This window comes from Streptomyces sp. NPDC096040 (assembly GCF_040303265.1).
Lineage (GTDB): Bacteria > Actinomycetota > Actinomycetes > Streptomycetales > Streptomycetaceae > Streptomyces.
Window position 1 is genome coordinate 1 of the sequence record NZ_JBEOTA010000050.1, and the last position, 23,525, is coordinate 23,525.

At 71.2% G+C, this 23,525-nt stretch carries 18 protein-coding genes and 2 pseudogenes; 7 read left to right on the plus strand and 13 right to left on the minus strand.

Annotated features, from left to right (window positions below; all coding sequences use genetic code 11):
• Nucleotides 1–306 (plus strand): hypothetical protein (locus ABTY98_RS39060; RefSeq protein ID WP_352225907.1); only part of this gene is annotated, 306 nt, incomplete at its 5' end.
• A 138-nt stretch (nucleotides 307–444) separates the two neighbouring features.
• Here the strand turns inward: ABTY98_RS39060 and ABTY98_RS39065 are convergent.
• Nucleotides 445–1,452: a stage II sporulation protein M gene (locus ABTY98_RS39065; protein WP_352225908.1), complete on the minus strand. Its 1,008-nt coding sequence runs from the start codon at nucleotides 1,450–1,452 to the stop codon at nucleotides 445–447.
• Between the two features lie 129 nt (nucleotides 1,453–1,581).
• Here ABTY98_RS39065 and ABTY98_RS39070 point away from each other — a divergent pair, with 129 nt between their 5' ends.
• Nucleotides 1,582–2,622, plus strand: a complete 1,041-nt coding sequence (locus ABTY98_RS39070) for an RDD family protein (protein WP_352225909.1) — start codon at nucleotides 1,582–1,584, stop codon at nucleotides 2,620–2,622.
• A 20-nt stretch (nucleotides 2,623–2,642) separates the two neighbouring features.
• On the opposite strand, the gene ABTY98_RS39075 is transcribed toward ABTY98_RS39070, so the two are convergent.
• Both ABTY98_RS39075 and ahcY read right to left on the minus strand, forming a co-directional pair.
• Nucleotides 2,643–3,260, minus strand: coding sequence for a hypothetical protein (locus ABTY98_RS39075; RefSeq protein WP_352225910.1), 618 nt, complete (start codon nucleotides 3,258–3,260; stop codon nucleotides 2,643–2,645).
• 221 nt (nucleotides 3,261–3,481) lie between these two features.
• Nucleotides 3,482–4,939, minus strand: coding sequence for an adenosylhomocysteinase (gene ahcY / locus ABTY98_RS39080; protein WP_352225911.1), 1,458 nt, complete (start codon nucleotides 4,937–4,939; stop codon nucleotides 3,482–3,484).
• Nucleotides 4,940–5,406: 467 nt separating this feature from the next.
• Between ahcY and ABTY98_RS39085 the strand changes: the two are divergent.
• Nucleotides 5,407–5,821, plus strand: a pseudogene (locus ABTY98_RS39085) (PTS fructose transporter subunit IIB); the annotation flags it as partial.
• A gap of 158 nt (nucleotides 5,822–5,979) precedes the next feature.
• On the opposite strand, the gene ABTY98_RS39090 reads toward ABTY98_RS39085, so the two are convergent.
• From ABTY98_RS39090 to ABTY98_RS39120, 7 genes and pseudogenes are all read right to left on the minus strand, one after another.
• The gene (locus ABTY98_RS39090) at nucleotides 5,980–6,960 is read right to left on the minus strand and encodes a cation diffusion facilitator family transporter (protein WP_352225912.1); all 981 of its coding nucleotides are present in this window, start codon (nucleotides 6,958–6,960) and stop codon (nucleotides 5,980–5,982) included.
• 170 nt (nucleotides 6,961–7,130) lie between these two features.
• Nucleotides 7,131–8,282 (minus strand): mannose-6-phosphate isomerase, class I, encoded by a 1,152-nt coding sequence (manA, locus tag ABTY98_RS39095; RefSeq protein ID WP_352225913.1) that lies wholly within the window; start codon nucleotides 8,280–8,282, stop codon nucleotides 7,131–7,133.
• 165 nt (nucleotides 8,283–8,447) lie between these two features.
• On the minus strand, nucleotides 8,448–9,575 hold the full coding sequence (locus ABTY98_RS39100; protein WP_352225914.1) for an SIS domain-containing protein: 1,128 nt from the start codon (nucleotides 9,573–9,575) through the stop codon (nucleotides 8,448–8,450).
• Between the two features lie 67 nt (nucleotides 9,576–9,642).
• Nucleotides 9,643–9,813 carry a Trm112 family protein gene (locus ABTY98_RS39105; RefSeq protein WP_020940431.1) on the minus strand — a complete coding sequence of 57 codons (171 nt, stop codon included), beginning with the start codon at nucleotides 9,811–9,813 and terminating at the stop codon, nucleotides 9,643–9,645.
• An 80-nt stretch (nucleotides 9,814–9,893) separates the two neighbouring features.
• The gene (locus ABTY98_RS39110; protein ID WP_352225915.1) at nucleotides 9,894–11,258 is read right to left on the minus strand and encodes a phosphomannomutase/phosphoglucomutase; all 1,365 of its coding nucleotides are present in this window, start codon (nucleotides 11,256–11,258) and stop codon (nucleotides 9,894–9,896) included.
• A 207-nt stretch (nucleotides 11,259–11,465) separates the two neighbouring features.
• Nucleotides 11,466–13,045, minus strand: a pseudogene (locus ABTY98_RS39115) (L-lactate permease).
• Nucleotides 13,046–13,226: 181 nt separating this feature from the next.
• On the minus strand, nucleotides 13,227–13,601 hold the full coding sequence (locus ABTY98_RS39120; protein ID WP_352225916.1) for a DUF3499 domain-containing protein: 375 nt from the start codon (nucleotides 13,599–13,601) through the stop codon (nucleotides 13,227–13,229).
• 329 nt (nucleotides 13,602–13,930) lie between these two features.
• Here ABTY98_RS39120 and ABTY98_RS39125 point away from each other — a divergent pair, with 329 nt between their 5' ends.
• Nucleotides 13,931–14,383 carry a metallopeptidase family protein gene (locus ABTY98_RS39125; RefSeq protein ID WP_352225933.1) on the plus strand — a complete coding sequence of 151 codons (453 nt, stop codon included), beginning with the start codon at nucleotides 13,931–13,933 and terminating at the stop codon, nucleotides 14,381–14,383.
• Between the two features lie 33 nt (nucleotides 14,384–14,416).
• Here the strand turns inward: ABTY98_RS39125 and ABTY98_RS39130 are convergent, their stop codons facing one another.
• From ABTY98_RS39130 to ABTY98_RS39140, 3 genes are all read right to left on the minus strand, one after another.
• Nucleotides 14,417–15,904 (minus strand): DUF5719 family protein, encoded by a 1,488-nt coding sequence (locus tag ABTY98_RS39130; protein WP_352225917.1) that lies wholly within the window; start codon nucleotides 15,902–15,904, stop codon nucleotides 14,417–14,419.
• Nucleotides 15,901–19,545: a glycosyltransferase gene (locus ABTY98_RS39135; protein WP_352225918.1), complete on the minus strand. Its 3,645-nt coding sequence runs from the start codon at nucleotides 19,543–19,545 to the stop codon at nucleotides 15,901–15,903. The genes ABTY98_RS39130 and ABTY98_RS39135 overlap by 4 nt, the downstream gene beginning before the upstream one ends.
• A 183-nt stretch (nucleotides 19,546–19,728) precedes the next feature.
• Nucleotides 19,729–19,992, minus strand: coding sequence for a WhiB family transcriptional regulator (locus ABTY98_RS39140; protein ID WP_352225919.1), 264 nt, complete (start codon nucleotides 19,990–19,992; stop codon nucleotides 19,729–19,731).
• 615 nt (nucleotides 19,993–20,607) lie between these two features.
• Here ABTY98_RS39140 and ABTY98_RS39145 point away from each other — a divergent pair.
• The 3 genes from ABTY98_RS39145 to ABTY98_RS39155 are packed head-to-tail and all read left to right on the plus strand — an operon-like array spanning nucleotide 20,608 to nucleotide 23,453.
• A complete protein-coding gene (locus ABTY98_RS39145) occupies nucleotides 20,608–21,102 on the plus strand; it encodes a cysteine dioxygenase (protein ID WP_352225920.1) in 495 nt (164 codons plus the stop codon).
• Between the two features lie 33 nt (nucleotides 21,103–21,135).
• Nucleotides 21,136–22,095 carry a 2-phospho-L-lactate transferase gene (gene cofD / locus ABTY98_RS39150; protein ID WP_352225921.1) on the plus strand — a complete coding sequence of 320 codons (960 nt, stop codon included), beginning with the start codon at nucleotides 21,136–21,138 and terminating at the stop codon, nucleotides 22,093–22,095.
• Nucleotides 22,092–23,453: a coenzyme F420-0:L-glutamate ligase gene (locus tag ABTY98_RS39155; RefSeq protein ID WP_352225922.1), complete on the plus strand. Its 1,362-nt coding sequence runs from the start codon at nucleotides 22,092–22,094 to the stop codon at nucleotides 23,451–23,453. The genes cofD and ABTY98_RS39155 overlap by 4 nt, the downstream gene beginning before the upstream one ends.
• Nucleotides 23,454–23,525: the final 72 nt, after the last annotated feature.

Genomic DNA, 23,525 nt, shown 5'->3' on the forward strand with positions numbered 1-23,525 from the left:
CTGGCGTTGACTTTTGGCACGCTGTTGAGTTCTCAAGGAACGGTCGCTTCCTTTGTACTCACCCTCTCGGGCTTTCCTCCGGGCTTCCCTTCGGTTTTTCCAACCTTACCAGATCCGTTTTCCGTTCCGTTCCCGGTCGGAATTCATTTCCAGTGGCCGTTGGAAGGCCTTTGCCTATTTGGTTGCCTTCCGGCTCCCTTTCGGCGTGTCCGACTTTATCAGAAGTTCTTGGCCGGTCTGACGGGCCACTCGATTCTGAGTAAATCGGGGGTGGCTTCGATGTTCGGAGAGAATCCTCCGTTATGAAGCAGATCGATTCTAACGATCAGCCCTGAACCTGTCCAGTTCTAGGCAACTGTTTGAATCTACCTCCCCGCCGGACCCGTGTCAACAGGTCTTCCGGGGCGAAGAGGAGACTAGCAGCTCACGGGAGGTCTCCGCACATCAGGCGGCCGTTGGGACGAACGCGCTGCGCTCGCTCTCCTCGAGGTCTCCCGTCTCGCCGGCACGTGCGGCACGACCGCCGAGGACGAAAACGTAGGCGAGGAAGGCCAGCTCAGCGACGACTCCGATGCCGATGCGGGACCAGGTCGGCAGGCCGGACGGGGTGACGAAGCCTTCGATGGCGCCGGAGACGAACAGAACCAGGGCCAGCCCGATCGCCATGCCCACGGCGGCCCGGCCCTCTTCGGCCAGAGCGGTACGGCGGCTGCGCGGGCCCGGGTCGACGAGGGTCCAGCCGAGGCGGAGGCCGGTACCTGCCGCGACGAAGACCGCAGTGAGTTCGAGCAACCCGTGGGGGAGGACCAGGCCCAGGAAGGCGTCCAGACGGCCGGCCGAGGACATCAGGCCGAAGCCGACGCCCAGGTTGAGCATGTTCTCGAACAGGATGTAGAGGACCGGTAGGCCCAGAAAGACGCCCAGCACCAGGCACATCGCGGCGGCTCTGGCGTTGTTCGTCCACACCTGGGCAGCGAACGAAGCCGCGGGATGGCTGGAGTAGTAGGTCTCGTACTCACCGCCGGGGCGGGTCAGCTCACGGAGCTGGCTGGGGGCGGCGATGGTCGACTGCACGTCCGGATGGGTGCCGATCCACCAGCCCAGGAGGATCGCGAGGGCTGTGGATATGAGCGCGGTGGGGACCCACCAGTGACGGGATCGGTAGACGGCGGCCGGAAATCCCTGCCCCAGGAAGCGGGCGACATCGCGCCAGGAGGCGCGGCGGGTTCCTGTCACAGCACTACGCGCGCGCGCCACGAGTTGGCTGAGACGACCGACGAGCTGTGGGTCGGGTGCGCTGGACTGGATCAGGGAGAGGTGTGTGGCGGTGCGCTGGTAGAGGGCGACGAGTTCGTCGGCTTCGGCTCCGTTGAGGCGCCGCTGGCGGCGGAGGAGCACGTCAAGACGGTCCCACTCGGCTCGATGTGCGGAGACGAAGACGTCGAGGTCCATCGGGTCTGCCTGCTCCTCGGCTGGTCGTCGACGGTCTGTCGTAGCTGTCAGCTTGTCGTACTGCGGCGCGATGCGCTCTCAGCTTGGCAGACTTGCGCTGTACAGGGCAGACCAGGGAAGGCGGCGGGCGTGAGTGAGCTGGTGACGGGTGAGGCGGTGGCGCTCGAACTGCGTCCCGCGAGGCTGCCCAGCAGGGCGTTGGCCGTGCTGCTCGACCTGGTCGTGGCCATGACGGTGTACATCGGTGTGTCCATAGGTCTGGTGGCGGCCACGGCCTCGCTGGACGAGGCCGCACAGCTCGCACTGTCAGTCGCCGCCTTCCTGTTGCTGCTGGTGGGCGCGCCGATCGCGGTGGAGACGCTGAGTCATGGGCGCTCGCTCGGGAAGATGGCGTGCGGACTGCGCGTGGTGCGCGATGACGGCGGGCCCATCCGGTTCCGGCACGCGCTGGTGCGTGGTGCTCTCGGCGTGGTCGAGATTCTGGTGACGTTCGGGGTCGTCGCCTGTATCGCCTCGCTGGTCTCCGCGCGTGGACGGCGGCTGGGGGATGTGTTCGCGGGGACTCTGGTCGTACGTGAGCGGGTGCCCGTCGGGCAGACCAGTTTCGTTCCGCCGCCTCCGCCCTGGCTGGCGGGACGCTTCGCCGAGCTGGATCTGTCGGCCGTTCCGGACGCGTTGTGGCTTGCCGTTCGGCAGTACCTGACGCGGATGCAGCAGCTCGATCCGCAGGTCTCCTGGGCGATGGCCGAGCAGCTCGCGGCCGACCTCGCGGCCCGGACGGGGACTCCGGCGCCGCAGGGCATTCCGGCGGCGGCGTATCTGGCAGCGGTGGTGCAGGAGCGGCAGGCGCGCGAGGCTCGGCGGGGCTTCGCCGGTCATGCCCCTTCGGAGCCCGGTGCGCCGTTCGCCTACGCCCCGCCGACGCCGGGTGTTCCCTACGGGTACGGTCCCTCGATGCCGGTGCCGAGTGCGCCCCAGGGTTACGCCCCTCCAGTTCCTCAGGCGCCCGCGCCTCCGTCATCTCCGTACCGGCCCGGGGCACCGGCACCGGCACCGGCACCGGCTGTGACGTATCCCCCGCCGGTGGAGCAGCCTCGGGCTCCCGCACCCGCCACCGCTACTCCGCCAGCTGCCGAGCGGCCCTCCACCGGGTTCGTACCGCCGGCCTAGGCCCGAACCCGGCGCCCGGGTCAGTCGTCGAAGACGGACGGCGGCGACCGCAGGTCCTCCAGCTCGATTCCTGGTGCCGCCAGGACCACGTCGCCGGCGAGGTGCACGGTGTGCTGCTCCCCTGTGTCCAGGGCTGTGACCTGGTATTCGTCCACGGTCAGAGGGCCGTTGTCAGTGGCGTGTGCTTCGCTTTTCACCAAGGCCCAGGACTGGTCCACGGTGCGCGGGGCGAGGACCGGGTCCGTGAAGGCCACCAGGCGTACGCGGGTCGCGGCGGCGGAAGGGGTGAGGCGCAGGAGACGGGCGGTGGCGACCAGAAACGCGGGGGACGTGCCGGTGAAGGCGTGGGCGCGCACATGGCCTTCGGTGGCATGAGCGCCGGTGGGGTCCGTGCGGACCCAGGTGACGCCGTCGAGGGCGGCGCCGCGCACCCGCCAGCCCCCGGCGTGGAGTTCGAGGCGGATGGGGCGGCCCAGGTCATCGAGGGCGAGATCGACCGAGCCGCTGTGGTCACCGGAGGGAGCGGTCACTTGGGAGACATAACGCCAGCCGGAGGGGCCGGGGGCGCACTGGAAGTGTTCTTCGCCGACGGGGGTGTGATCGTGCGGATCGTGGAGCGAATAACGGCCGCGGGGCATGGGGGTCCTGGGTCTTAGCGGGTTGCCGGTCCGGCGCCCGGTCCTGCGGTACGACCGCGCGGGGGGCCGGTGGGCCAAAGGGGCAGGCCCCCGACACGGGGGTGCGGGGGCCTGCCTCAGTGGACCGGAGCGGCTGCCTCCGGGTGAGCACGCCAGTGCACTGGCGTGCTCACCCGGAGAGCGGGCCTCGAACTCAGCTGAAGCCCCACAGCAGCGGTACCTCAGTAGCGGTAGTGGTCCGACTTGTACGGGCCCTCGACCTCCACGCCGATGTACGCGGCCTGCTCGGGGCGCAGCGTCGTGAGCTTCACGCCGAGCGCGTCCAGGTGCAGGCGGGCGACCTTCTCGTCGAGGTGCTTGGGCAGCGTGTATACGCCGACCGGGTACTCGTCGGGTTTGGTGAACAGCTCGATCTGGGCCAGGGTCTGGTCCGCGAAGGAGTTGGACATCACGAACGACGGGTGACCGGTGGCGTTGCCCAGGTTCAGCAGGCGGCCCTCGGAGAGGACGATGATCACCTTGCCGTCGGGGAACTTCCAGGTGTGGACCTGCGGCTTGACCTCGTCCTTGACGATGCCGGGGATCCTGGCGAGACCGGCCATGTCGATCTCGTTGTCGAAGTGGCCGATGTTGCCAACGATGGCCTGGTGCTTCATCTTGGCCATGTCCGAGGCCATGATGATGTCCTTGTTGCCGGTCGTGGTGATGAAGATGTCGGCCTTGTCGATGACCTCGTCGAGGGTCGTGACCTGGTAGCCGTCCATCGCGGCCTGGAGGGCGCAGATCGGGTCGATCTCGGTGACGATGACGCGGGCGCCCTGTCCGCGCAGGGACTCCGCGCAGCCCTTGCCCACGTCGCCGTAGCCGCAGACGACCGCGGTCTTGCCGCCGATGAGGACGTCGGTGGCGCGGTTGATGCCGTCGATCAGGGAGTGGCGGCAGCCGTACTTGTTGTCGAACTTCGACTTGGTGACGGCGTCGTTCACGTTGATCGCCGGGAACAGGAGGACGCCGTCGCGCTGCATCTCGTACAGGCGGTGGACGCCGGTCGTGGTCTCCTCGGTCACGCCGCGGATCTCGGACGCCAGCTGGGTCCACTTCTGCGAGCCGTCCGTGATGGTGCGGTGCAGGAGTTCGAGGATGACGCGGTGCTCGTCGGACTCGGCGGTCTCCAGGCCGGGGACCTTGCCGTCCTTCTCGTACTCGACGCCCTTGTGGACGAGGAGGGTGGCGTCACCGCCGTCGTCGAGGATCATGTTGGGACCACCGGTGGGGCTGTCCGGCCAGGTCAGCGCCTGCTCCGTGCACCACCAGTACTCCTGGAGGGTCTCGCCCTTCCAGGCGAAGACCGGGACGCCCTGCGGGTTGTCGGGCGTGCCGTTCGGGCCGACGGCGATGGCGGCGGCCGCGTGGTCCTGGGTGGAGAAGATGTTGCAGGACGCCCAGCGGACCTCGGCGCCCAAGGCGACCAGGGTCTCGATCAGGACGGCGGTCTGCACGGTCATGTGCAGGGAGCCGGTGACGCGGGCGCCGGCCAGCGGCTGCGTCTCGGCGTACTCCTTGCGGATCGCCATCAGACCGGGCATCTCGTGCTCGGCGAGGGTGATCTCCTTGCGGCCGAACTCGGCCAGGGAGAGGTCGGCGACCTTGAAGTCCTGTCGGTTGTCGACAGTCGTCATTGCGAGCTGCTCCTCGGTATCGGGTCGAGGGTGGGTACGGCTGGTCTGCGCGGCGGCGGACACAGGGGTGCCCGAGAAGAGGACACAGGCATGCCCACGTGCGCGCAGCGCAGTCCGTCGGAGGCCCTCTCTCCCTCGGCCGGTCCGTGTGGACCGCCCGACCGCCATCAGCAGCGACGTCTGGCTCCGTCCCAAGCTACACCGGTGGGCGGGCCGTCCCCAGTCCACCTCCGAAGAGTTCACGCCGTTCGAGGGGAACGGTGCGGTCGGCGGAGTGGGATGTGAAGGGGTGACGAGGATCTCCGTGAGGGGGTGAACAGGAGCCAGCAGAAGGGGATCAACCAGGACTTTCGCACCTTTTAGCCAGGGTGCGGGTGTTGCAGGGTGCAGGGAGATCGGGAGTTCCGATCGAGCGCGCGGAGCGTCCGGGACGGCGCTCCGTGTGACGAAGGCGTTAGGAGATCGACGTGACCAGTCCGGCCGGCCCTCCCCCACGGGCAGCCACGGTGACGAGCCGAAGAAGTTGAAGCTGCTGGCGGTGACCGCATGCCCGACGGGTGTCGCGCACACATACATGGCCGCCGAAAAGCTCGCGCAGGCCGCCCAGAGCCGCGGTGTCGAGATGAAGGTGGAGACACAGGGTTCCATCGGGGCCGAGAACCTATTGTCTTACAACGATGTCAGAAGCGCGGACGGTGTGATCGTCGCCGCCGACAAGGACGTGGACCTGAGTCGCTTCGTGGGCAAGCGGGTGCCCAAGGTCGGGGTGGCCGAGGGGATCCGGCATCCGAGCAGTTGATCGAGCGGGTTCGGTCGGCGCCCGTGCACCAGCTCGGGGGCGTGATCGCGGACTCGGCAGCGGGCGGTGGCAAGGAGCGGAGCGGTGCGCGCTGAGCCAGAGCGAGGACCGGACCGGGGCCGGGGCCGACAACGGGCTGGGCCGGAGCGGACTCGGCCACGGCGGGCGTCCGACGGCGACGGGCGCGGCTCTCCTTCGTGTTCGTAGGAGAGCGGGCCCGTGGCCGTCGGTCAAGGAGGGCTCAGTGGCCGGCGGGGTGTGGGGTCGGACCGCCCGGGGTGGCCTTCGGGTCGGGGCCCTTGGCGGCCTCGGCCTCGCTGTAGATGTCGGGTTCGAGGTAGATCACGCGGGCGATGGGGACCGCGGCGCGGATGCGGGCCTCGGCGGCGTTGATGGCCTTGGCGACCTCGGCGGCGGTGTCGTCGTGCTGGACGGCGATCTTGGCGGCGACGAGCAGTTCCTCGGGGCCGAGGTGGAGGGTGCGCATGTGGATGATGCCGGTGACGGTGTCGCCGTCGACGATCGCGGCCTCGATCTTCTTGACCTCTTCGACGCCCGCGGCCTCGCCGAGGAGCAGGGACTTGGTCTCGGCGGCGAGGACGAGGGCGATCAGGACGAGCAGGACACCGATACAGACCGTGCCGATGCCGTCCCAGACGCCGTCGCCGGTGAGCAGGGCGAGGCCGACGCCGCCGAGGGCGAGGACCAGGCCGATGAGGGCGCCGAAGTCCTCCAGGAGGACGACCGGCAGCTCGGGGGCCTTGGCGCGGCGGATGAACTGCGACCAGGAGAGCTTGCCCCGCAGCTCGTTGGACTCCTTGATGGCCGTGCGGAAGGAGAAGCCCTCGGCGAGGATCGCGAAGAACAGGACACCCACTGGCCAGTACCAGTGTTCGACCTTGTGCGGGTGGCTGATCTTCTCGTAGCCCTCGTAGATGGCGAACATGCCGCCGACCGAGAAGAGGACGATCGAGACGAGGAAGGCGTAGATGTACCGTTCGCGGCCGTAGCCGAAGGGGTGTTGCGGGGTGGCCTCGCGTTGGGCCTTCTTGCCGCCGATGAGCAGCAGGAACTGGTTGCCGGAGTCGGCGACCGAGTGGACGCCCTCGGCGAGCATCGACGAGGAGCCGCTGAACGCGAAGGCCACGAACTTCGATACCGCGATCGCGAGGTTGGCGCCGAGTGCCGCCACGATCGCCCTGTTGCCGCCTGACGCGCTCATGTGTCCGCGTTGTCCCTTCTCGCCGTCGTCCGTCTACGCCGTCCAGGCGTGTGGCCGTCTTTGCCCGTGCTTTGCCGGATGGGTCATTCTTGCAGCCCTGCCCGGGAGCGACTCCTCAGGTATCCACAACCCCGGTACGACAATCGGACCCACCCGGAAACGCGGATCCCTCAGACGATCACCGTCGCACGGAAGACCGTGCCCGCGCCCGAGACCTCCGCCTTTTCGCCTGCTGGGACGAACACCGACTGGCCGGGGGTGAGGTCGTACTCCCCCGCCCGTACGGCGCCGGCCGTGCAGAGCAGGATCTGCGGGGTCGGGAGGGTCAGGTCGTGAGCGGTGGTGCCCTCGGGCAGGACGTACCGGGAGAGCCGGAACTCGTCGATCGGCGTCTCGTAGACCTCCTCGCCGTCCGGGGCGGCCTCGGGACGCAGTACGCCCGCGTCGCCCGCCTCGAAGCGGACGACGCGCAGGAGTTCGGGGACGTCGACGTGCTTGGGGGTCAGGCCGCAGCGCAGGACGTTGTCGGAGTTGGCCATGATCTCGACGCCGAGGCCGTTGAGGTAGGCGTGCGGGATGCCGGCGCCGAGAAAGAGGGCCTCGCCGGGCTGCAGACGGACGTGGTTGAGGAGCATCGCGGCGATCACGCCGGGGTCGCCCGGGTAGTGGTGGGCGAGGTCCGCATAGGGCGCGTGGTCGCCGCCGAGGCGGGTGCAGGCGGCGGCGGTCTCGGCGACCGTCTGGGCCATCTCCTCGCGGTCGGCGGTGAGGATCGCGGTGAGGACCTCGCGCAGCGCCGCCTCCTCGGGGCGGGCGCGCAGCAGATCGACGTACGGCTTGAGGGAGTCGACACCGAGGGCTTCGAGGAGTTCGGCGGCCTGCTCCGGGGCGCGGAAGCCGCACAGGCCGTCGAACTCGGTGAGCGCGCAGATCAGTTCGGGCTTGTGGTTGGCGTCCTTGTAGTTGCGGTGCGGGGCATCCACGGGGATGCCGCGTCGCTCCTCGTCCTCGTACCCCTCCCTGGCCTGCTCCAGGTTGGGGTGCACCTGGAGGGAGAGCGGGGCGCCGGCGGCGAGGATCTTGAGCAGGAAGGGCAGACGCGGGCCGAACCTGGCCACGGCCGCCTCGCCCAGCTCGGCCTTCGGGTTCGCGTCGATGACCTCGACGAGCGTGCCGCGCGCGGTACGCGAGGGCGCGCCCGGGTGCGCGCCCATCCACATCTCCGCCTGCGGCTTGCCGCTCGGCTCGACTCCGAACAGCTGCGGGATGGCGGTCGGGGAACCCCAGGCGTAGGGGCGGATGGTGTTGTCGAGGCGGTCCATGTACTTCTCTCTGCGCTCTGCCGGTTCTGTCTGCGTACGACGCGGGTCACGGCCTCGTACAGCGGTGTACGGCGGCTGTGTTCACCTTGTGTTCGACCACCGGTCCACCTGTTGTACGACCTTCAGGTCGTCCTTCGTACGACGGCCCCGGTGTCGGTGTCCACCTCAGGCCCCCGAAGCGAGCGCCAGGTAAACGGCGGCGAAATCCGTGACGGCGATCAGTTCCGCGAGGGTCTCCAGCTCGTCGCCCTCCTCGGGTTCCAGCTCGCTGATCGGAGTGTCGTGGCCCAGGGCGAGCTCGCGGGCGGCGGCCGCGGCGGTGAGGCCGCTGAGGGGGCGGTCGCGCAGCAGCACCACGTGCGCGTGCAGCGCGGGAGCCTCCTCCACGCGGTCGCGGAAGAAGTCGTCGGGGTCGGCGCTGGCGGCGAGCGGGCCGGCGAGCAGGGCGTGGTGGGCCGCCAGGGCCTCGGGGAGTTCCGCGACCAGGGCGGGACGGCCGGCCAGTTCGGCGAGGGCGGCGACGAAGCGGCGCCCCGCGGGACCGGCCGAGACGCCCTCCGTCCAGATCACCGGGAGCGCGTCGGCGAGTTCCGAGGCGAGGTTCTTGGCGGGGTTGCTGTAGGTCACGATGGCCGGGCCGCAGCGCTCGGCGATGCGGTCCAGGCGGTCGGCGACCTTGTCCAGGTCGTCCGGCGGGGCGGTGACCAGGCCGATGCGGTCGAGAAGCACCAGCAGCGGGGTGAGCAGCGCCCACAGGACGCCCGGGGAAGAGCCGGCGAGTGGCTCGCCGTGGTCGTAGGGTGCCGTCGCCATCGGTACGAACAGGCCGTGGGCGCCGGCCACCGCCTCGGCGAGCGGGGTCTGGGCGGGGGCCACGGCGGCGACCGAGCAGCCGCGCCGGTAGGCCTGGTCGGCGAGGAGGGAGAGGCTGGGTTCGGTGCCGTCCGGGGTGGCGATCAGCAGCAGGTCGACGGAGCCGGCCCAGCCGGGCAGCTCCCAGCGCAGGGCGCCCGCGGCCGGGGCGACGCCGGAGGGAGCCAGCCGGATGACGGGACTGCCGGGGCCGGCCAGCGAGCCGAGGAGGTCCGCGGCATGGGTGGCGGCGACGCCGGGGCCCGCGATCAGGACGGCACGCGGGCGACCGTCCGGCTTCAGCTCCTTGACACCTGCCTCGATGGCGAGCCGGGCCGCGGTACGGACGCGGGCGCCGGCCTCGGCCGCGCCGCGCAGCAGACCTCGGCGGTCGGCCTCGGCAAGGCCCTCCGGGGTGTCGAGCAGCGATTCGTCGAGCATGGGAGCGGCCTCCGGTTGCCGGGGTCCTGGTGCCTTGCGTTTGTGGTTGCGGTTGCGGCTGTGCTGCTTACGCGGGGCGGCGGGCCTCGTCGACGAGGAGGACGGGGATGCCGTCGCGGACGGGGTACGCCAGGCCGCAGTCCTGACCGGTGCAGATCAGCTCGGCGTCCTGCTCCTTGAGAGGGGCGTGGCAGGCCGGGCAGGCGAGGATCTCCAGGAGGCCGGCTTCGAGCGGCATGGGGTTTCCCTTCGGGGATTCGGGGAGTGGGATGGTCGCGTTCGGTCAGATTACCGCCGCCGGGCCGGGCGGCGCCGACCTCAGCCCCTGATGATCGCCAGCACCTCGTCCCGTACCTTCGTCATCGTCGCCTGGTCCCTCGCCTCCGCGTTCAGGCGCAGCAGCGGTTCCGTGTTGGACGGGCGGACGTTGAACCACCAGTCGGCGGCGGAGACGGTGAGCCCGTCCAGGTCGTCCAGGGTGATGTCGTCGCGGTCCCCGTAGGTCGCGCGGATCTCCGCGAGGCTCGCCTTCTGGTCGGCGACCGTGGAGTTGATCTCGCCGGAGCCGGTGTAGCGGTCGTACTGGGCCACCAGAGAGGACAGCGGGCCGCGCTGGCCGCCGAGGGCCGCGAGGACGTGCAGGGCGGCCAGCATGCCCGTGTCCGCGTTCCAGAAGTCCTTGAAGTAGTAGTGGGCCGAGTGCTCGCCGCCGAAGATCGCGCCGGACTTCGCCATCTCGCCCTTGATGAACGAGTGGCCGACGCGGGTACGGACCGGGGTGCCGCCGTTCTCCCGCACCACCTCGGGGACGGTCCAGGAAGTGATCAGATTGTGGATGATCGTGCCCTTGCCGCCGTTGCGGGCCAGTTCGCGCGCGGCCACGAGAGCGGTGATCGCCGACGGGGAGACCGGCTCGCCGCGCTCGTCCACGACGAAGCAGCGGTCGGCGTCGCCGTCGAAGGCCAGCCCGAGGTCGGCCGACTCGTCGCGGACGCGCTGCTGGAGGTCCACGATGTTGGCGGGGTCGAGCGGGTTGGCCTCGTGGTTCGGGAAGGTGCCGTCCAACTCGAAGTACATCGGGACGAGGGTCAGGGGCAGGCCGTCGAAGACGGTCGGAACCGTGTGGCCGCCCATGCCGTTGCCCGCGTCGACCACGACCTTCAGGGGGCGGATGGAGGTCAGGTCCACGAGCGAGAGCAAATGGGCCGCGTAGTCCGTCAACGTGTCGCGGGAGGTGATCGTTCCCGGAGTCTCGGCCGGTTCGGGCGCGCCCGTCTCCAGCCAGCGCTCCGCCAGTGCCCGGATCTCCGCGAGGCCTGTGTCCTGACCCACCGGCGCGGCTGCCGCGCGGCACATCTTGATGCCGTTGTACTGCGCCGGGTTGTGCGAGGCCGTGAACATCGCGCCGGGCAGGCCGAGTGCGCCCGAGGCGTAGTACAGCTGGTCGGTCGAGCACAGGCCGATCTCGGTGACGTCGACGCCACGGGCCGCCGCACCGCGCGCGAAGGCGCGGGACAGACCGGGCGAGGAGGGCCGCATGTCATGGCCGACGACGATCGCGGCGGCGCCCGTCACCTGTACGAACGCGGCGCCGAACAGCTCGGCGAGAGCCTCGTCCCACTGGTCCGGAACCACCCCGCGCACGTCGTACGCCTTGACGATCTGAGACAGATCAGCAGCCACGGGCCAACCCTCCTGAAGTCCTATCGGTCGCCCCAAACTACCTGGCCCGGGTGAGGGGCGGAGGCGGGATCCCCCAGGGGACCCCGGGGGACCTCCAAGCGGTCCCCCGACGGACTCCCGGCGGGCTTCCAGCGGGTTCCCTGCCGTGATCTGCGGCGATCCCATGCGATCCATCGTGATCAGACACGGTCAGCCCCGCGCAGTCAGTCACGGCAGCATCCACCCCAGCACCGGTGAACTCCGCCCCACCACGATCAGGCACATCACCAGCAGCAGTCCGAGGCTCCACGGCAGCACCCTGCGCAGCAGGTCCCCCTCCCGGCCGGCCAGGCCGACGGCCGCGCAGGCGATCGTGAGGTTCTGCGCGGAGATCATCTTGCCGAGCACACCGCCGGAGCTGTTGGCGGCCGCCAGGAGTTCCGGTGAGAGTCCCGACTCGTGCGCGGCACTCACCTGAAGGGCGCCGAAGAGCGCGTTGGCCGAGGTGTCGGAGCCGGAGTCCGCGACGCCGAACCAGCCGAGGACCGGCGACAGGAAGGCGAGGCCCGCGCCGGCCGCCGCCACGAACTGGCCGATGGTGGCCGCCTGTCCGGAGAGGTTCATGACGCAGGCGAGGGCGAGGACGGATGTCGCGGTGAGGATCGCGAACCTCAACTCCCTTACCGTCGCCGCCCACTCCGTGACCGACACGCGCGCGTGCACGCGCAGGACGACCGCCGTGGCGATGCCGGCGAGCAGGGCGAGGGTGCCGCCGGTCGACACCACCGGCCAGGTGAAGAGATTTCCGCCGACCGGTTGGCCCTTCGGGTTGACGACGTCCAGGAAGGGCCAGTCGTAGACCTGGTTCGCCCGTGCGAGCCAGTCCTTGACGGGCGGGATCTGGGCGACGGAGAAGACGACGACGATGAGGGCGTACGGGGCGTAGGCGCGCAGGACTTCGGGGCGCGGGTCGGGTTCGTCGAGGTCCGCGCTGCGGGCACCCGTGAGCACGGCCGCGCGAACTCCTCGGTGGCGGGCACGCGCGCGTGCGGTACGGCGACCAGGGCGGCCGCGCCGGCCAGGGCGGCGCAGATGTCGGCGAGTTGGGCGGAGAGGTGGCTGGAGGCGACGAACTGGGCTGCGGCGAAGGCGATTCCGCCCGCCAGAGCGGGCACCCAGGTCTCCCGCGGCCCGCGCGTGTCCTCGACGAGACCGACCAGCACCAGGGGCACCACCAAGGCCGTCAACGGGGTCTGACGGCCCACCACGGAGGCCACCGAGTCCAGGGGCAGTCCGGTGACTTGGGCGAGCGTGACCACGGGTGTGCCCATCGCGCCGAAGGCGACCGGAGCCGTGTTGGCGACCAGGGAGACCACGGCCGCGCGCACCGGGTCGAAGCCGAGGGCGACGAGCATGACCGAGCAGATCGCGACCGGGGCGCCGAATCCGGCCAGCGCCTCCAGGAGGGCGCCGAAGCAGAAGGCGATCACCAGGGCCTGAATACGCGGGTCGCCGGAGAGCCGCCCGAACGAGCGGCGCAGGATGTCGAAGTGCCGGGTGCGGACCGTCATCCGGTACACCCACAGGGCGTTGACGACGATCCACAGGATGGGGAACAGACCGAACGCGGCGCCCTGGGCGGCGCTGGAGAGAGTGTGGCCGAGCGGCATGCCGTAGGCGAGGCGGGCGACAAGTACGGCCGCCAGAAGGCCCGTCAGGCCCGTGAGGTGGGCTTTCGTGCGGACACCGCCGAGCAGGATCGGGACGATCACCAGGGGCAGGGCGGCTACCAGGGCGGACAGGCCCAGGGAGTCGGCGACGGGTTCCGGTTACTGGACGTACACGGGCGCCTCCCCGGATTCCGGCATGTGGAAAGCGATTTCCCGCCGGTCATCCGGAACGGTCGTGTCCGCGAGAACGACCCGTCAATGGGTGTGCATCACAGAGAACCGAACGGCATTGAAACCGGAACGACCGGCAGGGAGCGGCTCAGTTGTCCGGTGACCGCAGCACCCGCAGATGGCCGCGTCGCGCGACCTCCATCGGGTCCGCGCCGCGTCCGCCGCCGCCCGCCTCGGCCGCCCGCTCCTGGGGGCGGGCCGCCTCGCGCACCGCGTTGGCGAGCGCTTCCAGGTCGTCCCCGCTGGGGCGCGCGGGGGCCGAGGCGTCGAGGAGCCGGACGACCTCCCAGCCGCGCGGGGCGGTGAGGCGCTCGGAGTGCTCGGCGCACAGGTCGTAGCAGTGGGGTTCGGCGTAGGTGGCGAGCGGGCCGAGGACCGCGGTCGAGTCGGCGTAGACGTACGTCAGCGTCGCGACGGCGGGTCGGCCGCAGGCGGTTCGCGAACAGCGACGTACAGGGCTCACGACGTTGGACGGTACCGCACTCTTGAGCGGGCCGCGACGACTCTCCCCCAGGTCACCCCACCGTGTCGTGTTGTGAAACGCCCCACACGCCCCTCCGGACACGCCCCGCTGACCTGCGTGGACGGCACCGTCCGGGATCCCGGGCAGTACCGCATCCGGTCATCAGTCGGTACAAACACCGTCAATTGCCTTGAGCTCGCCGGTCTGGTGGAGATACGGAAACGAGCCCAACCTTGGCTGGAATGGTCATCCTCCGACATGTCGCCCCGGGCGGTGTCGAGTCGTGGGGCGGCGCGCCCGGAGCCCGCGAGGACTACGCTTCACCAGTGATGGACAACCGTGTACCGCCCCGTGCCGCCGGCCCCGGGCCTCGTCGACGCGATCGCCACGGTCGGGGCATGCGCGGGCCGATCGCGCCACCTCAGGTGCCGCTGGCCGCGAGTCGCGCCGAAGTGTTCGCGGACCTGGTGCAGGACTCCGTGGAGCGCCTGGAGCGGCGCTGGCCGCAGCTCGCCGACATCGACTTCCTGGTCCTTGAAGTGCCCCGGCTCCAGGACCGGCACGGCGAGAGCTGGAGCGACGAGGCGGTGCCGCTGGGCGGGATCATTCCCGCGCGCGAGGGACGCCGGGCGCGCGTGGTGGTGTACCGGCGGCCGGTCGAGATCCGCACCAAGGGGCGCGACGAGCGGGCCGCGCTGGTGCACGAGGTCGTCGTGGAGCAGGTCGCCGAGCTGCTCGGGCTCACCCCGGAGACGGTGGACCCCCGCTACGGCGAGGAGTGAGCAGGGGTCCATTCGGCGCGGGCCACCGGCGGGCTACTTCTGCAGTATCGCCACGTCCTGGTCCGTCTCCGGTACGGCCACCGTGCCGCGGTCGTCGGGCAGGGTCTGGATCGTGAAGCCCGGTACGCCTTCCTCGGTGGCCGCCAGGGTGCGGGCGCCGTAGACCGGGCCGCCGGAGATCGGCTCCACGGTCAGCGCGTAGGTGCCCTTCAGGCCGGACGGGGCCGGGGCGTCGATGTCCTGGGTGGTGCCGGACTTGATCGTGAACGTCTTGGCCACCGCCGTACCGCCGCCGCTGCCCGCCGACGCCGTGACCTTGACCTGGGCGGTGCCGGTGGGGGCGGTCAGGGAGAGGGTGGTGCCCTTGCCGCTGTTGTCGGCGGATGTCGCGCGCGTGCCGATCGGTGCGGTCGCCGGAATGTACGCGGTTTCCTGCTTGCCGCTCTTGCCGCGGGTGACGCGCAGCGCGGCCACCACCGGGACGGACTGGTCGGTGGGCGTGAGGACCAGCGATCCCGCCTCGCCGCGCGTGACGTCACCGAGGTCGGCCGCGGTGGTCATGCCCGCCTTCACATGCAGCGTCTCGTTGCCGGCCGGGGTGATCAGGCCGTCCGGGGAGGCAAGGTGCACCTTCAGGTCGGCGTCGGAGTCACCGGTGGTGAAGGCGATCAGCCGGACGTCCGTGGCGTCCTTGGGGATGCCCGGCAGCACCAGGCTGCCCGACGGGTCGGTGGAGGCGGCCAGCCAGTCGCCGCCGGTCTTGTCGTCCAGGGCCTGCACACTCGCGCCGACCCGTCCGCTGCGCACGTTCACATGCACGGTCAGGTCGGTCTGCTTCTCGTCGCTGAGCGTGGACAGCAGGACCGGTTCGCTGGCGTGCGGTGCGACCGTGATGCCCTCCCCCACCGTGGACTTGAGCTGGCCGTCCTTGCCGTACAGCTCGATGTCGACCACGGCCGCGCTGTCGTCGGGGTTGGTGAGGTGCACGTAGTCGGTGCGGCCGGAGGCGGTGCTGGCGCCGGGGAACCAGAAGTCGGTGTCGGGCGCCGTGCAGTTGACCCCCTGGAGGCCCCGCCCGGTGCCCGCGGCGACCTCGGTGGTCTCCTGGACGGTCCAGCCGGGGGCGTACTTCCCCTCGGCGGTGCCGACGTAGGCGGGCCCGTCGGCGCCGGAGGTGTCCCCGGTGGCCGGGGTGCCCGGCGCCTTCGGGGTGAGGACGGGCTTGGACGCCTTCTTCTTGCCGCTCGTCCCGTCCGCCGACTGCTCGGTGGCCGCCTGGAGTCCGGCCTTGCCGTCGCTCGCGGCGCCCTTGGTGACGGGCGTGTACGAGGTGTACGAGGTGTCGGCGATGTCGGACAGGCTGGGTGCCGGGCACAGCAGGGTGGTGCGCTCCACGGGCAGCTGGGCGGCCGCCTCGGCGGTGTGCGCGGGTGACGTGGCCGGCGGGTTGAGCGCGGCGAACCCGGTGACCACCGCGAGGGCGGCCGTACCGGCGAACAGGGACAGGGTGGTGCGGTTCACTGCTGGCTCCCGTCGTGGTGCTCGCCGCCGGTGCCGTGGTGGTGCTGCTGGGCGGCCGGGTCATAGGCGGGGTCGTAGCCCTGCTGGTACGTCGGGTCGTACGCCGGCTGCCCCTGCTGTCCGCCGTAGGCGTAGGGATCGTACTGACCGGTCTGGTACGGGTCGTAGGTCTGCTGGTCGTAGCCGCCCGGCTGGTACTGGCCGGTGCCCTGGTACTGGTCGGTGTAGCCCGCGTCGTAGCCGTCGCCCGCCGGGTAGGACGCCGGGTCCCATTCGTCGTAGGACGGCTGTTGCGGGACCGCGACCTGGGGTTGCTCCTCCTCGGCGGCCGGGACATCGCCGCTGTCCTGCGGAGCGGTCTCCTCCTCGGACTCCGCCTGGGCGCGCAGGCGGCGGGCGCGCCGGCCCTCGCCCTCGACGGGCTGGGCGGGGATCGGCTGCTCCTCGGGGAGGTCGTCGTCGACGTCACGGCGGCGGCCGGGCAGGGCGAGGACGACCAGGACGACGGCGAGCGCGCCCTGGACCCACAGCCAGACGGTGTGGGCGAAGGGGGTGTCGTAGGTGACGTCCAGCTTCCCGCCGGAGGAGGGCAGTTCGAAGCCCTGGGCCCAGCCGTCGACCGTGGTGCGGGTCAGCGGCTTGCCGTCCAGCGTGGCCGTCCAGCCGGGCGCGGCCGAGTCGGCCAGGCGCAGGATGCGGCCGTCGGCGCCGGTCGGGACGGTGGTGTGGATGTCGACGGGCCCGGCGGCGACGGAGTCGGAGGTGCCCGAGCCGTTCGCGGAGACGATGGTCGCGCGGGAGACCTGCTGGTCGACGCGCCACAGGGCGCTGCCGTTCTGCTGGCTGAGCCGGGACAGGCCGGGTGTGGCGTCCAGCACGCGCGTGACGTCACGCGGGGCGCCCTTGTGGACGAGGACGTAGCGCACCGCGAACCCGCCGAGCTGGTCGGCCTGGTCGGCGCCGGAGCCGGCGACCAGGTTGGCGACGACCTTGTCGAGCGTGGCGTTCTCGCCGTCGGCGGCGGTCACTTCGGCGTCCCCCATACGGGCGCCGGAGCCGCGCACCAGCATGTAGTTCACGCGCGCGGTGCTGTCGCTGTCGAGGACGAGGGTGCGGACCTGGTCGGTGGTGGTGCTGTCCTCGGCGACGAACGCGGGCACCTGGGTGGCGTCGCGCCGCTCGACCGGGCCGTCGGCGCCGGCGATCATCCAGCCGGCGGCGAGGAGCAGCGGGCCCGCGGCGGAGGCGAAGGCGATCAGGGCGGCCACCGGCTGGCGCCAGCCGAAGCTCTGCTCAGCGACCCGCGAGCGTGCCCCGTCGGCGCCGAGCGCGGCGGCGGAGACGATCGCGAGGCCGTAGACGAGGGTCGCCGGACCGGCCCAGGCGGACTTGTTGGACAGGACCGCGAAGACCAGGCCGACCAGGGCGACCCCCCAGGCGGTGCGGACGGCCGACTGGCGATCGGAGCGCAGCAGGGCGGCCAGCGCGGCCAGGACGATGCCGATGAGCATCAGCCCCGCGACCGTGCCGGGGCCTCCCGGGCTGGCGCCGAGCAGGTCGAGGGCGGAGGCGGACGAGGCGCCGTACTCCAGCCCGGCCTCCTTGAAGAAGCCGAACGGCAGCAGGGTCAGCGACCAGGGCGCGAGGACCAGCAGCGGGGTGCCCAGCTGGGTCAGCAGCCGCAGGCCGGAGGCGACCAGGTCGGAGCGGCGCACGGCGAGCACGGCGACGCCGAGGACCAGCGCGATCGGCCAGACGATCGGCGTGAACGCGGTGGTGATGGTCAGCAGCAGCGCGTACGCCCAGGTGGCACGCCAACTGCCGCGTGCGCCGGAGGCATGGGCGAGGCCGCTGGCCGCGATGCCCGCGCGGGCGATCAGCGGCAGCAGGACGGCGAGGACGGCGGTGCCGATGCGGCCGCCCGCGAGGGCGCCGGTGGCGGCGGGCAGGAAGGCGTAGGCGACGGCCGCCCAGGCGCGCAGCAGGCGCGAGGTGACCAGCGGCCGGGAGGCGAAGTAGGCGGTGAATCCGGCCAGCGGCACCGAGGCGACCAGCAGCACGGTCACCGCGAGCCCGGTCGAGCCGAACAGCAGGGAGGCCAGCGAGGCGACGATCGCGAGATACGGCGGGGCGGCCGGGGTGCCGCCGGCGCCGACCGTGTGCCAGGCGTCCAGGTAGCGGGACCACAGCTCGCCCGAGGTGTCCGGCGCGGGCAGCAGGGCGCCGCCCGCGAGCGCGCCGCTGCCGAGCAGCGCGCGGCAGGCGACCAGCGAGAACAGCAGCAGCACCAGGAAGAGCACCGGGCCCGGTTTGCGGGCGATGCGCTTGAGGCGGGCGAACTGCTCGATCTCCAGGAAGTCGGCGTCGTCGCCGCCGGGCCCGGACTCGACCGCGCCGCCGTGCCGGCCGGCCGCGGAGAGCTCTTCGTCGGCGCCGAAGAGGTTGCCCGCGGCCTGCTCGACGGTGGCCCGGACGGTCGCGCCGGGCGGCGGGAACAGCGGGCGCAGTTCGTCCTTGTCGAGCTGGGAGGGGCCGCGCCTGCGCCGCCCGGCGATGATCCGCTCGGGCCGCAGCAGGATGCCCAGCAGGCCGCGGATCTCGTCGAGGGCCTGTCCGGGGACCTTGCCGACGAGGTTGGTGACCGTGCGCAGCAGGGTGCCGACGACCAGCCGCAGCAGGATCCAGGGGAGCACGGCCGTACGGGCGTTGACGAGCAGGGTGTAGACGGCACCGGCCTTGTCGACCTTGTGCGGGGAGGCGGTGGTGCGGCCCGCGCAGTCGACGGTGCGGCGCTCGCGGGAGGCGGCCTCGGCGTGCCGTACGACGGCCTCGGGGGCGATCAGGACGCGGTGGCCGGCGTTGTGCGCGCGCCAGCACAGGTCGACGTCGTCGCGCATCAGGGGGAGCCGGCGGTCGAAGCCGCCGAGTTCCTGGAAGACGTCGCGGCGGATCAGCATGCCGGCGGTGGAGACTGAGAGCACGGGCCGGACGTGGTCGTGCTGTCCCTGGTCCTGCTCGCGGCGGTCCAGGCCGGTCCAGCGGCGGCCGGAGTTGGCGATGGTGACGCCGACCTCGAGGAGCTGCCGGCGGTCGTACCAGCCGCGCAGCTTGGGGCCGACGACCGCCACGTCGTCGCGGCCCAGCTCGATCTCGTTGTCGACGACCCGGAGCAGCTGGGCCAGGGCGTCGGGTTCCGGTGCGCAGTCGTCGTGCAGCAGCCACAGCCACTGGACGGGTTCGCCGTAGGGCAGTTCGGGCATGTCGTAGGCGTCGTCGCGCCACTGGCGGGTGACCGGGTCCCAGCCGCTGGGCCGCTTCAGGTACGGCAGGTCGTCCGGGGTGAGGACGGGCGCGGTGCGGCTCGCCTCCTCGACGGCCTGGCCGAAGCCGGTGCGACGGGCGAGGTGCAGGACGTTGGCGTCGCCGAGGAACTCGGTGAGCAGCCGGGCGGAGTCGTCCGCGCTGCCGGTGTCGGCCGCCACCGCGTACTGGGCGGGGCGCTCCTGGCCGAGCAGCCCGGCGAGCGCGTCGGGCAGCCAGCGGGCGCCGTCATGGGAGACGAGGACCGCGGTCACCACATGACGCGGGAACTCTGGGGTGCCGGCTGTTGCCTGGGCTGCCTGGTGGCTGTGGACGGACATCGAGGTACGGGCCCCGGTTCGATGGACTGCGGTGGACTCCTGCGCCCGCTGGTGGCGGCGAGGCGTCTCGGACGAGCGCCCACACTATCGGCTGGGCATGTCGACGGCCCGCCCCCTGTGGACAACCCACGGGCGACGGGCCGTTCGCGCAGCTCGGTTGTGTGCCTCGGGTGGGCACCCGGTTCAGACGGCCGCCTTCTTGAGGCGGCGGCGCTCCCGCTCGGAGAGGCCGCCCCAGATCCCGAACCGCTCGTCGTTGGCGAGGGCGTACTCAAGGCATTCGGGGCGCACCTCACAGGCGAGGCAGACCTTCTTGGCCTCTCTGGTGGAGCCGCCCTTCTCGGGAAAGAAGGACTCGGGGTCGGTCTGGGCGCACAGCGCGCGCTCCTGCCAGCCGAGTTCCTCGTCCGCGTCGTCGACCAGCAGTTGCTGCACCAGCTCGGTCATGTGCGCCCCTCGTCTGTCTTTCACGTCCCCGTGCCCGGTCGTTACCGATTTCGGCTGAACGACACGAGTGAAATTACAAGTGTGCTGCTCCGGGCGAGTCAAGCCGAGATCTGCTATTGAGCCCGTTATTCACTCTGCGGAACCAAGGCCATGCGGAAAGTGTTCAAATCGCCATAAACCTTGACATGCAGACGAGGCCCACGAGGCTCCCGACCCCATACAGAGCTTGTACGGAGAAGGACGCCCAGATGTTCGATCGCGTTCCGCAGTGGCTCGCGCGCCCGGTTGTGCGCCATGTGTCCCGGGTGCCTGCTGAACAAACCTTTCGGCAGAGAGATGAACCGGATGAGGTGAAACATGTCCCACATACCGGGCGCCGAGTTGACACTGCGGGTGTGAACCGATGTCCTAGTGGGCATGCTCGCGCACTTGGCACTCACCTCGACCCGCACCGCCGGGTCCCACGGTGCTGCCCGCGCTCGCTGTAGCTGTTGCTGTTCCAGCTGTTGAGCCGTCGCGGTATCCGACCGCTCCAGCTGCAGACCGGGTCCCCAGGACTCGGTTTTCGCATTTCGTTCCCCTCTGACCTCTTTCACTGAGGAACCACCGCACCCCATGAACAGCGACAACGACCTCCAGATCGCCGGCGACATCCTTGAAGTCCCCCACCTGCTGCAGCCCCCGCGCGACCACCCGGTCACCGTGGCCGAGTTCGCCGGCCTGGCCCGCGCGATCGCCGCCGACCGCGCGCAGTGGGAGCACCTCGTGCGGTACGACGCCACCACGCGGTGGTACCACCGGCTGCGCACCGGCCCCGGCTACGAGGTGTGGCTGCTGTCCTGGGTGCCCGGTCAGGGGAGCGGACCGCACGACCACGGCCGCTCCTCCGGTGTGCTGACCGTCCTGGAGGGCACGCTCACCGAACACACCGGGCGCGGCACGCGCGCGCTGTCCGCCGGCGCACAACGGGTCTTCGCGCCGGGGTATGTGCACGAGGTGGTGAACGACGCGCTGGAGCCGGCGGTGAGCCTGCACGTCTACTACCCGGGCCTCACCGAGATGCCGATGCACACGGCGCAGAGCTGCGAGGCGCGTCCCGTGACTGCGTGACGCGTTGTCGGACCCGCCTGCAAGACTTGGCCCATGCGCATTGTGGTTCTGGCAGGCGGTATCGGCGGTGCCCGGTTCCTGCGCGGTCTGAAGCAGGCCGTGCCGGACGCCGACGTGACCGTCATCGGCAACACCGGGGACGACATCCACCTCTTCGGGCTGAAGGTCTGCCCGGACCTCGACACGGTGATGTACACCCTCGGCGGCGGCATCAACGAGGAACAGGGCTGGGGGCGGGCCGACGAGACCTTCCACCTCAAGGAGGAACTCGCGGCCTACGGCGTCGGACCCGACTGGTTCGGACTGGGCGACCGGGACTTCGCGACGCACATCGTGCGCACGCAGATGCTGGGCGCCGGCTACCCGCTGAGCGCGGTGACCGAGGCACTGTGCGACCGCTGGAAGCCGGGCGTGCGGCTCATCCCGATGACCGACGACCGGGTCGAGACCCATGTGGCCGTCGAGGTCGACGGCGAGCGCAAGGCGGTGCACTTCCAGGAGTACTGGGTACGGCTGCGGGCGTCGGTGCCCGCCGAGGCGGTGGTGCCGGTCGGCGCCGAGCAGTCCAAGCCGGCGCCCGGCGTCCTGGAAGCCATCGCCGCGGCGGACGTGATCCTCTTCCCGCCGTCCAACCCGGTGGTCTCCGTCGGCACGATCCTCGCCGTGCCCGGCATGAGGGAGGCGATCGCCAACGCCGGGGTGCCGGTGGTGGGCCTCTCCCCCATCGTCGGGGACGCGCCGGTGCGTGGGATGGCCGACAAGGTGCTCGCGGCGGTGGGCGTGGAGTCGACGGCGGCGGCGGTCGCCGAGCACTACGGCTCGGGGCTCCTTGACGGCTGGCTCGTCGACACCGTCGACGCGGGCAGCGTGGCGCGCGTGGAGGCGGCCGGCATCCGCTGCCGGGCCGTACCGCTGATGATGACCGACCTGGAGGCGGCCGCGCAGATGGTGCGGGAAGCGCTGACACTCGCCGAGGAGGTGCGCGGGGCATGACCGACGCGATCGGGGACACGAGCGGCCTGGCCGACACGGCCGAGGACGCGGTGCCCGAGTACCGGGTGTGGGCGCTGGCCGGGATCCCCGAGGTCCAGCAGGGCGACGACCTGGCCAAGCTGATCGCCGCGGCCGGGCCGGGGCTGGCCGACGGGGACGTGGTGATCGTCACGTCGAAGATCGTCTCCAAGGCCGAGGGGCGGCTCGTCGAGGCGACCGACCGGGAGGCCGCGATCGACGCCGAGACCGTGCGGGTGGTGGCCCGGCGCGGGACCCTGCGGATCGTGGAGAACCGGCAGGGGCTGGTCATGGCGGCGGCGGGGGTGGACGCCTCCAACACCCCGTCCGGGACCGTGCTGTTGCTGCCCGAGGACCCCGACGCGTCCGCCCGCGCGATTCGTGCGGGGCTGCGCGACGCCCTCGGCGTCAATGTCGGGGTCGTCGTCACCGACACCTTCGGGCGCCCCTGGCGCGCGGGGCTCACGGACGTGACCATCGGCGCCGCCGGGGTGCAGGTGCTGGACGATCTGCGCGGGGGCGTGGACGCGTACGGCAATCCGCTGGTCGCCACGGTCGTCGCCACGGCCGACGAGCTGGCCGCCGCCGGTGATCTGGTGAAGGGCAAGGCGACCGGCCTGCCGGTGGCCGTGGTGCGCGGGCTCGCGCACATCGTCACCGAGGACGGGGAGGGGGACGAGGGCGAAGGCGCGCGGGCGCTGGTCCGGGACGCGGCCAGTGACATGTTCCGGCTCGGCACGTCCGAGGCGATCCGGGAGGCGGTGACGCTCCGCCGGACGGTGCGGGCGTTCACCGGCGATCCCGTCGACCCCGGGGCGGTACGACGGGCGGTCGCCGCGGCCGTGACGGCGCCGGCACCGCACCACACGACGCCGTGGCGGTTCGTGCTGCTGGAGTCTGAGGACTCCCGCGTCCGGTTGCTGGACGCGATGCGGGACGCGTGGATCGCCGACCTGAGAAAGGACGGCAAGTCGGAGGAGTCCATCGCCAGGCGGTTGCGGCGAGGGGACGTGCTGCGGAACGCGCCGTATCTGGTGGTGCCCTGTCTGGTGATGGACGGGTCGCACACGTACGGGGACCCGCGGCGGGACGCTGCCGAGCGGGAGATGTTCGTGGTCGCGGCGGGGGCCGGCGTGCAGAACTTCCTGGTGGCGCTGGCCGGGGAGCGGCTGGGGTCGGCATGGGTTTCGTCGACGATGTTCTGCCGGGATGTGGTGCGTGAGGTGCTGGGGCTGCCGGAGGGGTGGGATCCGATGGGGGCGGTGGCTGTGGGGAAGGCGGCGGAGGAGCCGCGGGAGAGGCCCGAGAGGGAGGTCGGGGACTTCATCGAGGTGCGGTGAATCTCTGTGCCCCTGTCGGGGCGTTGCACCTAGGCTCATAGTCCACAGCAGGCATTTCTCACATCGGGGATC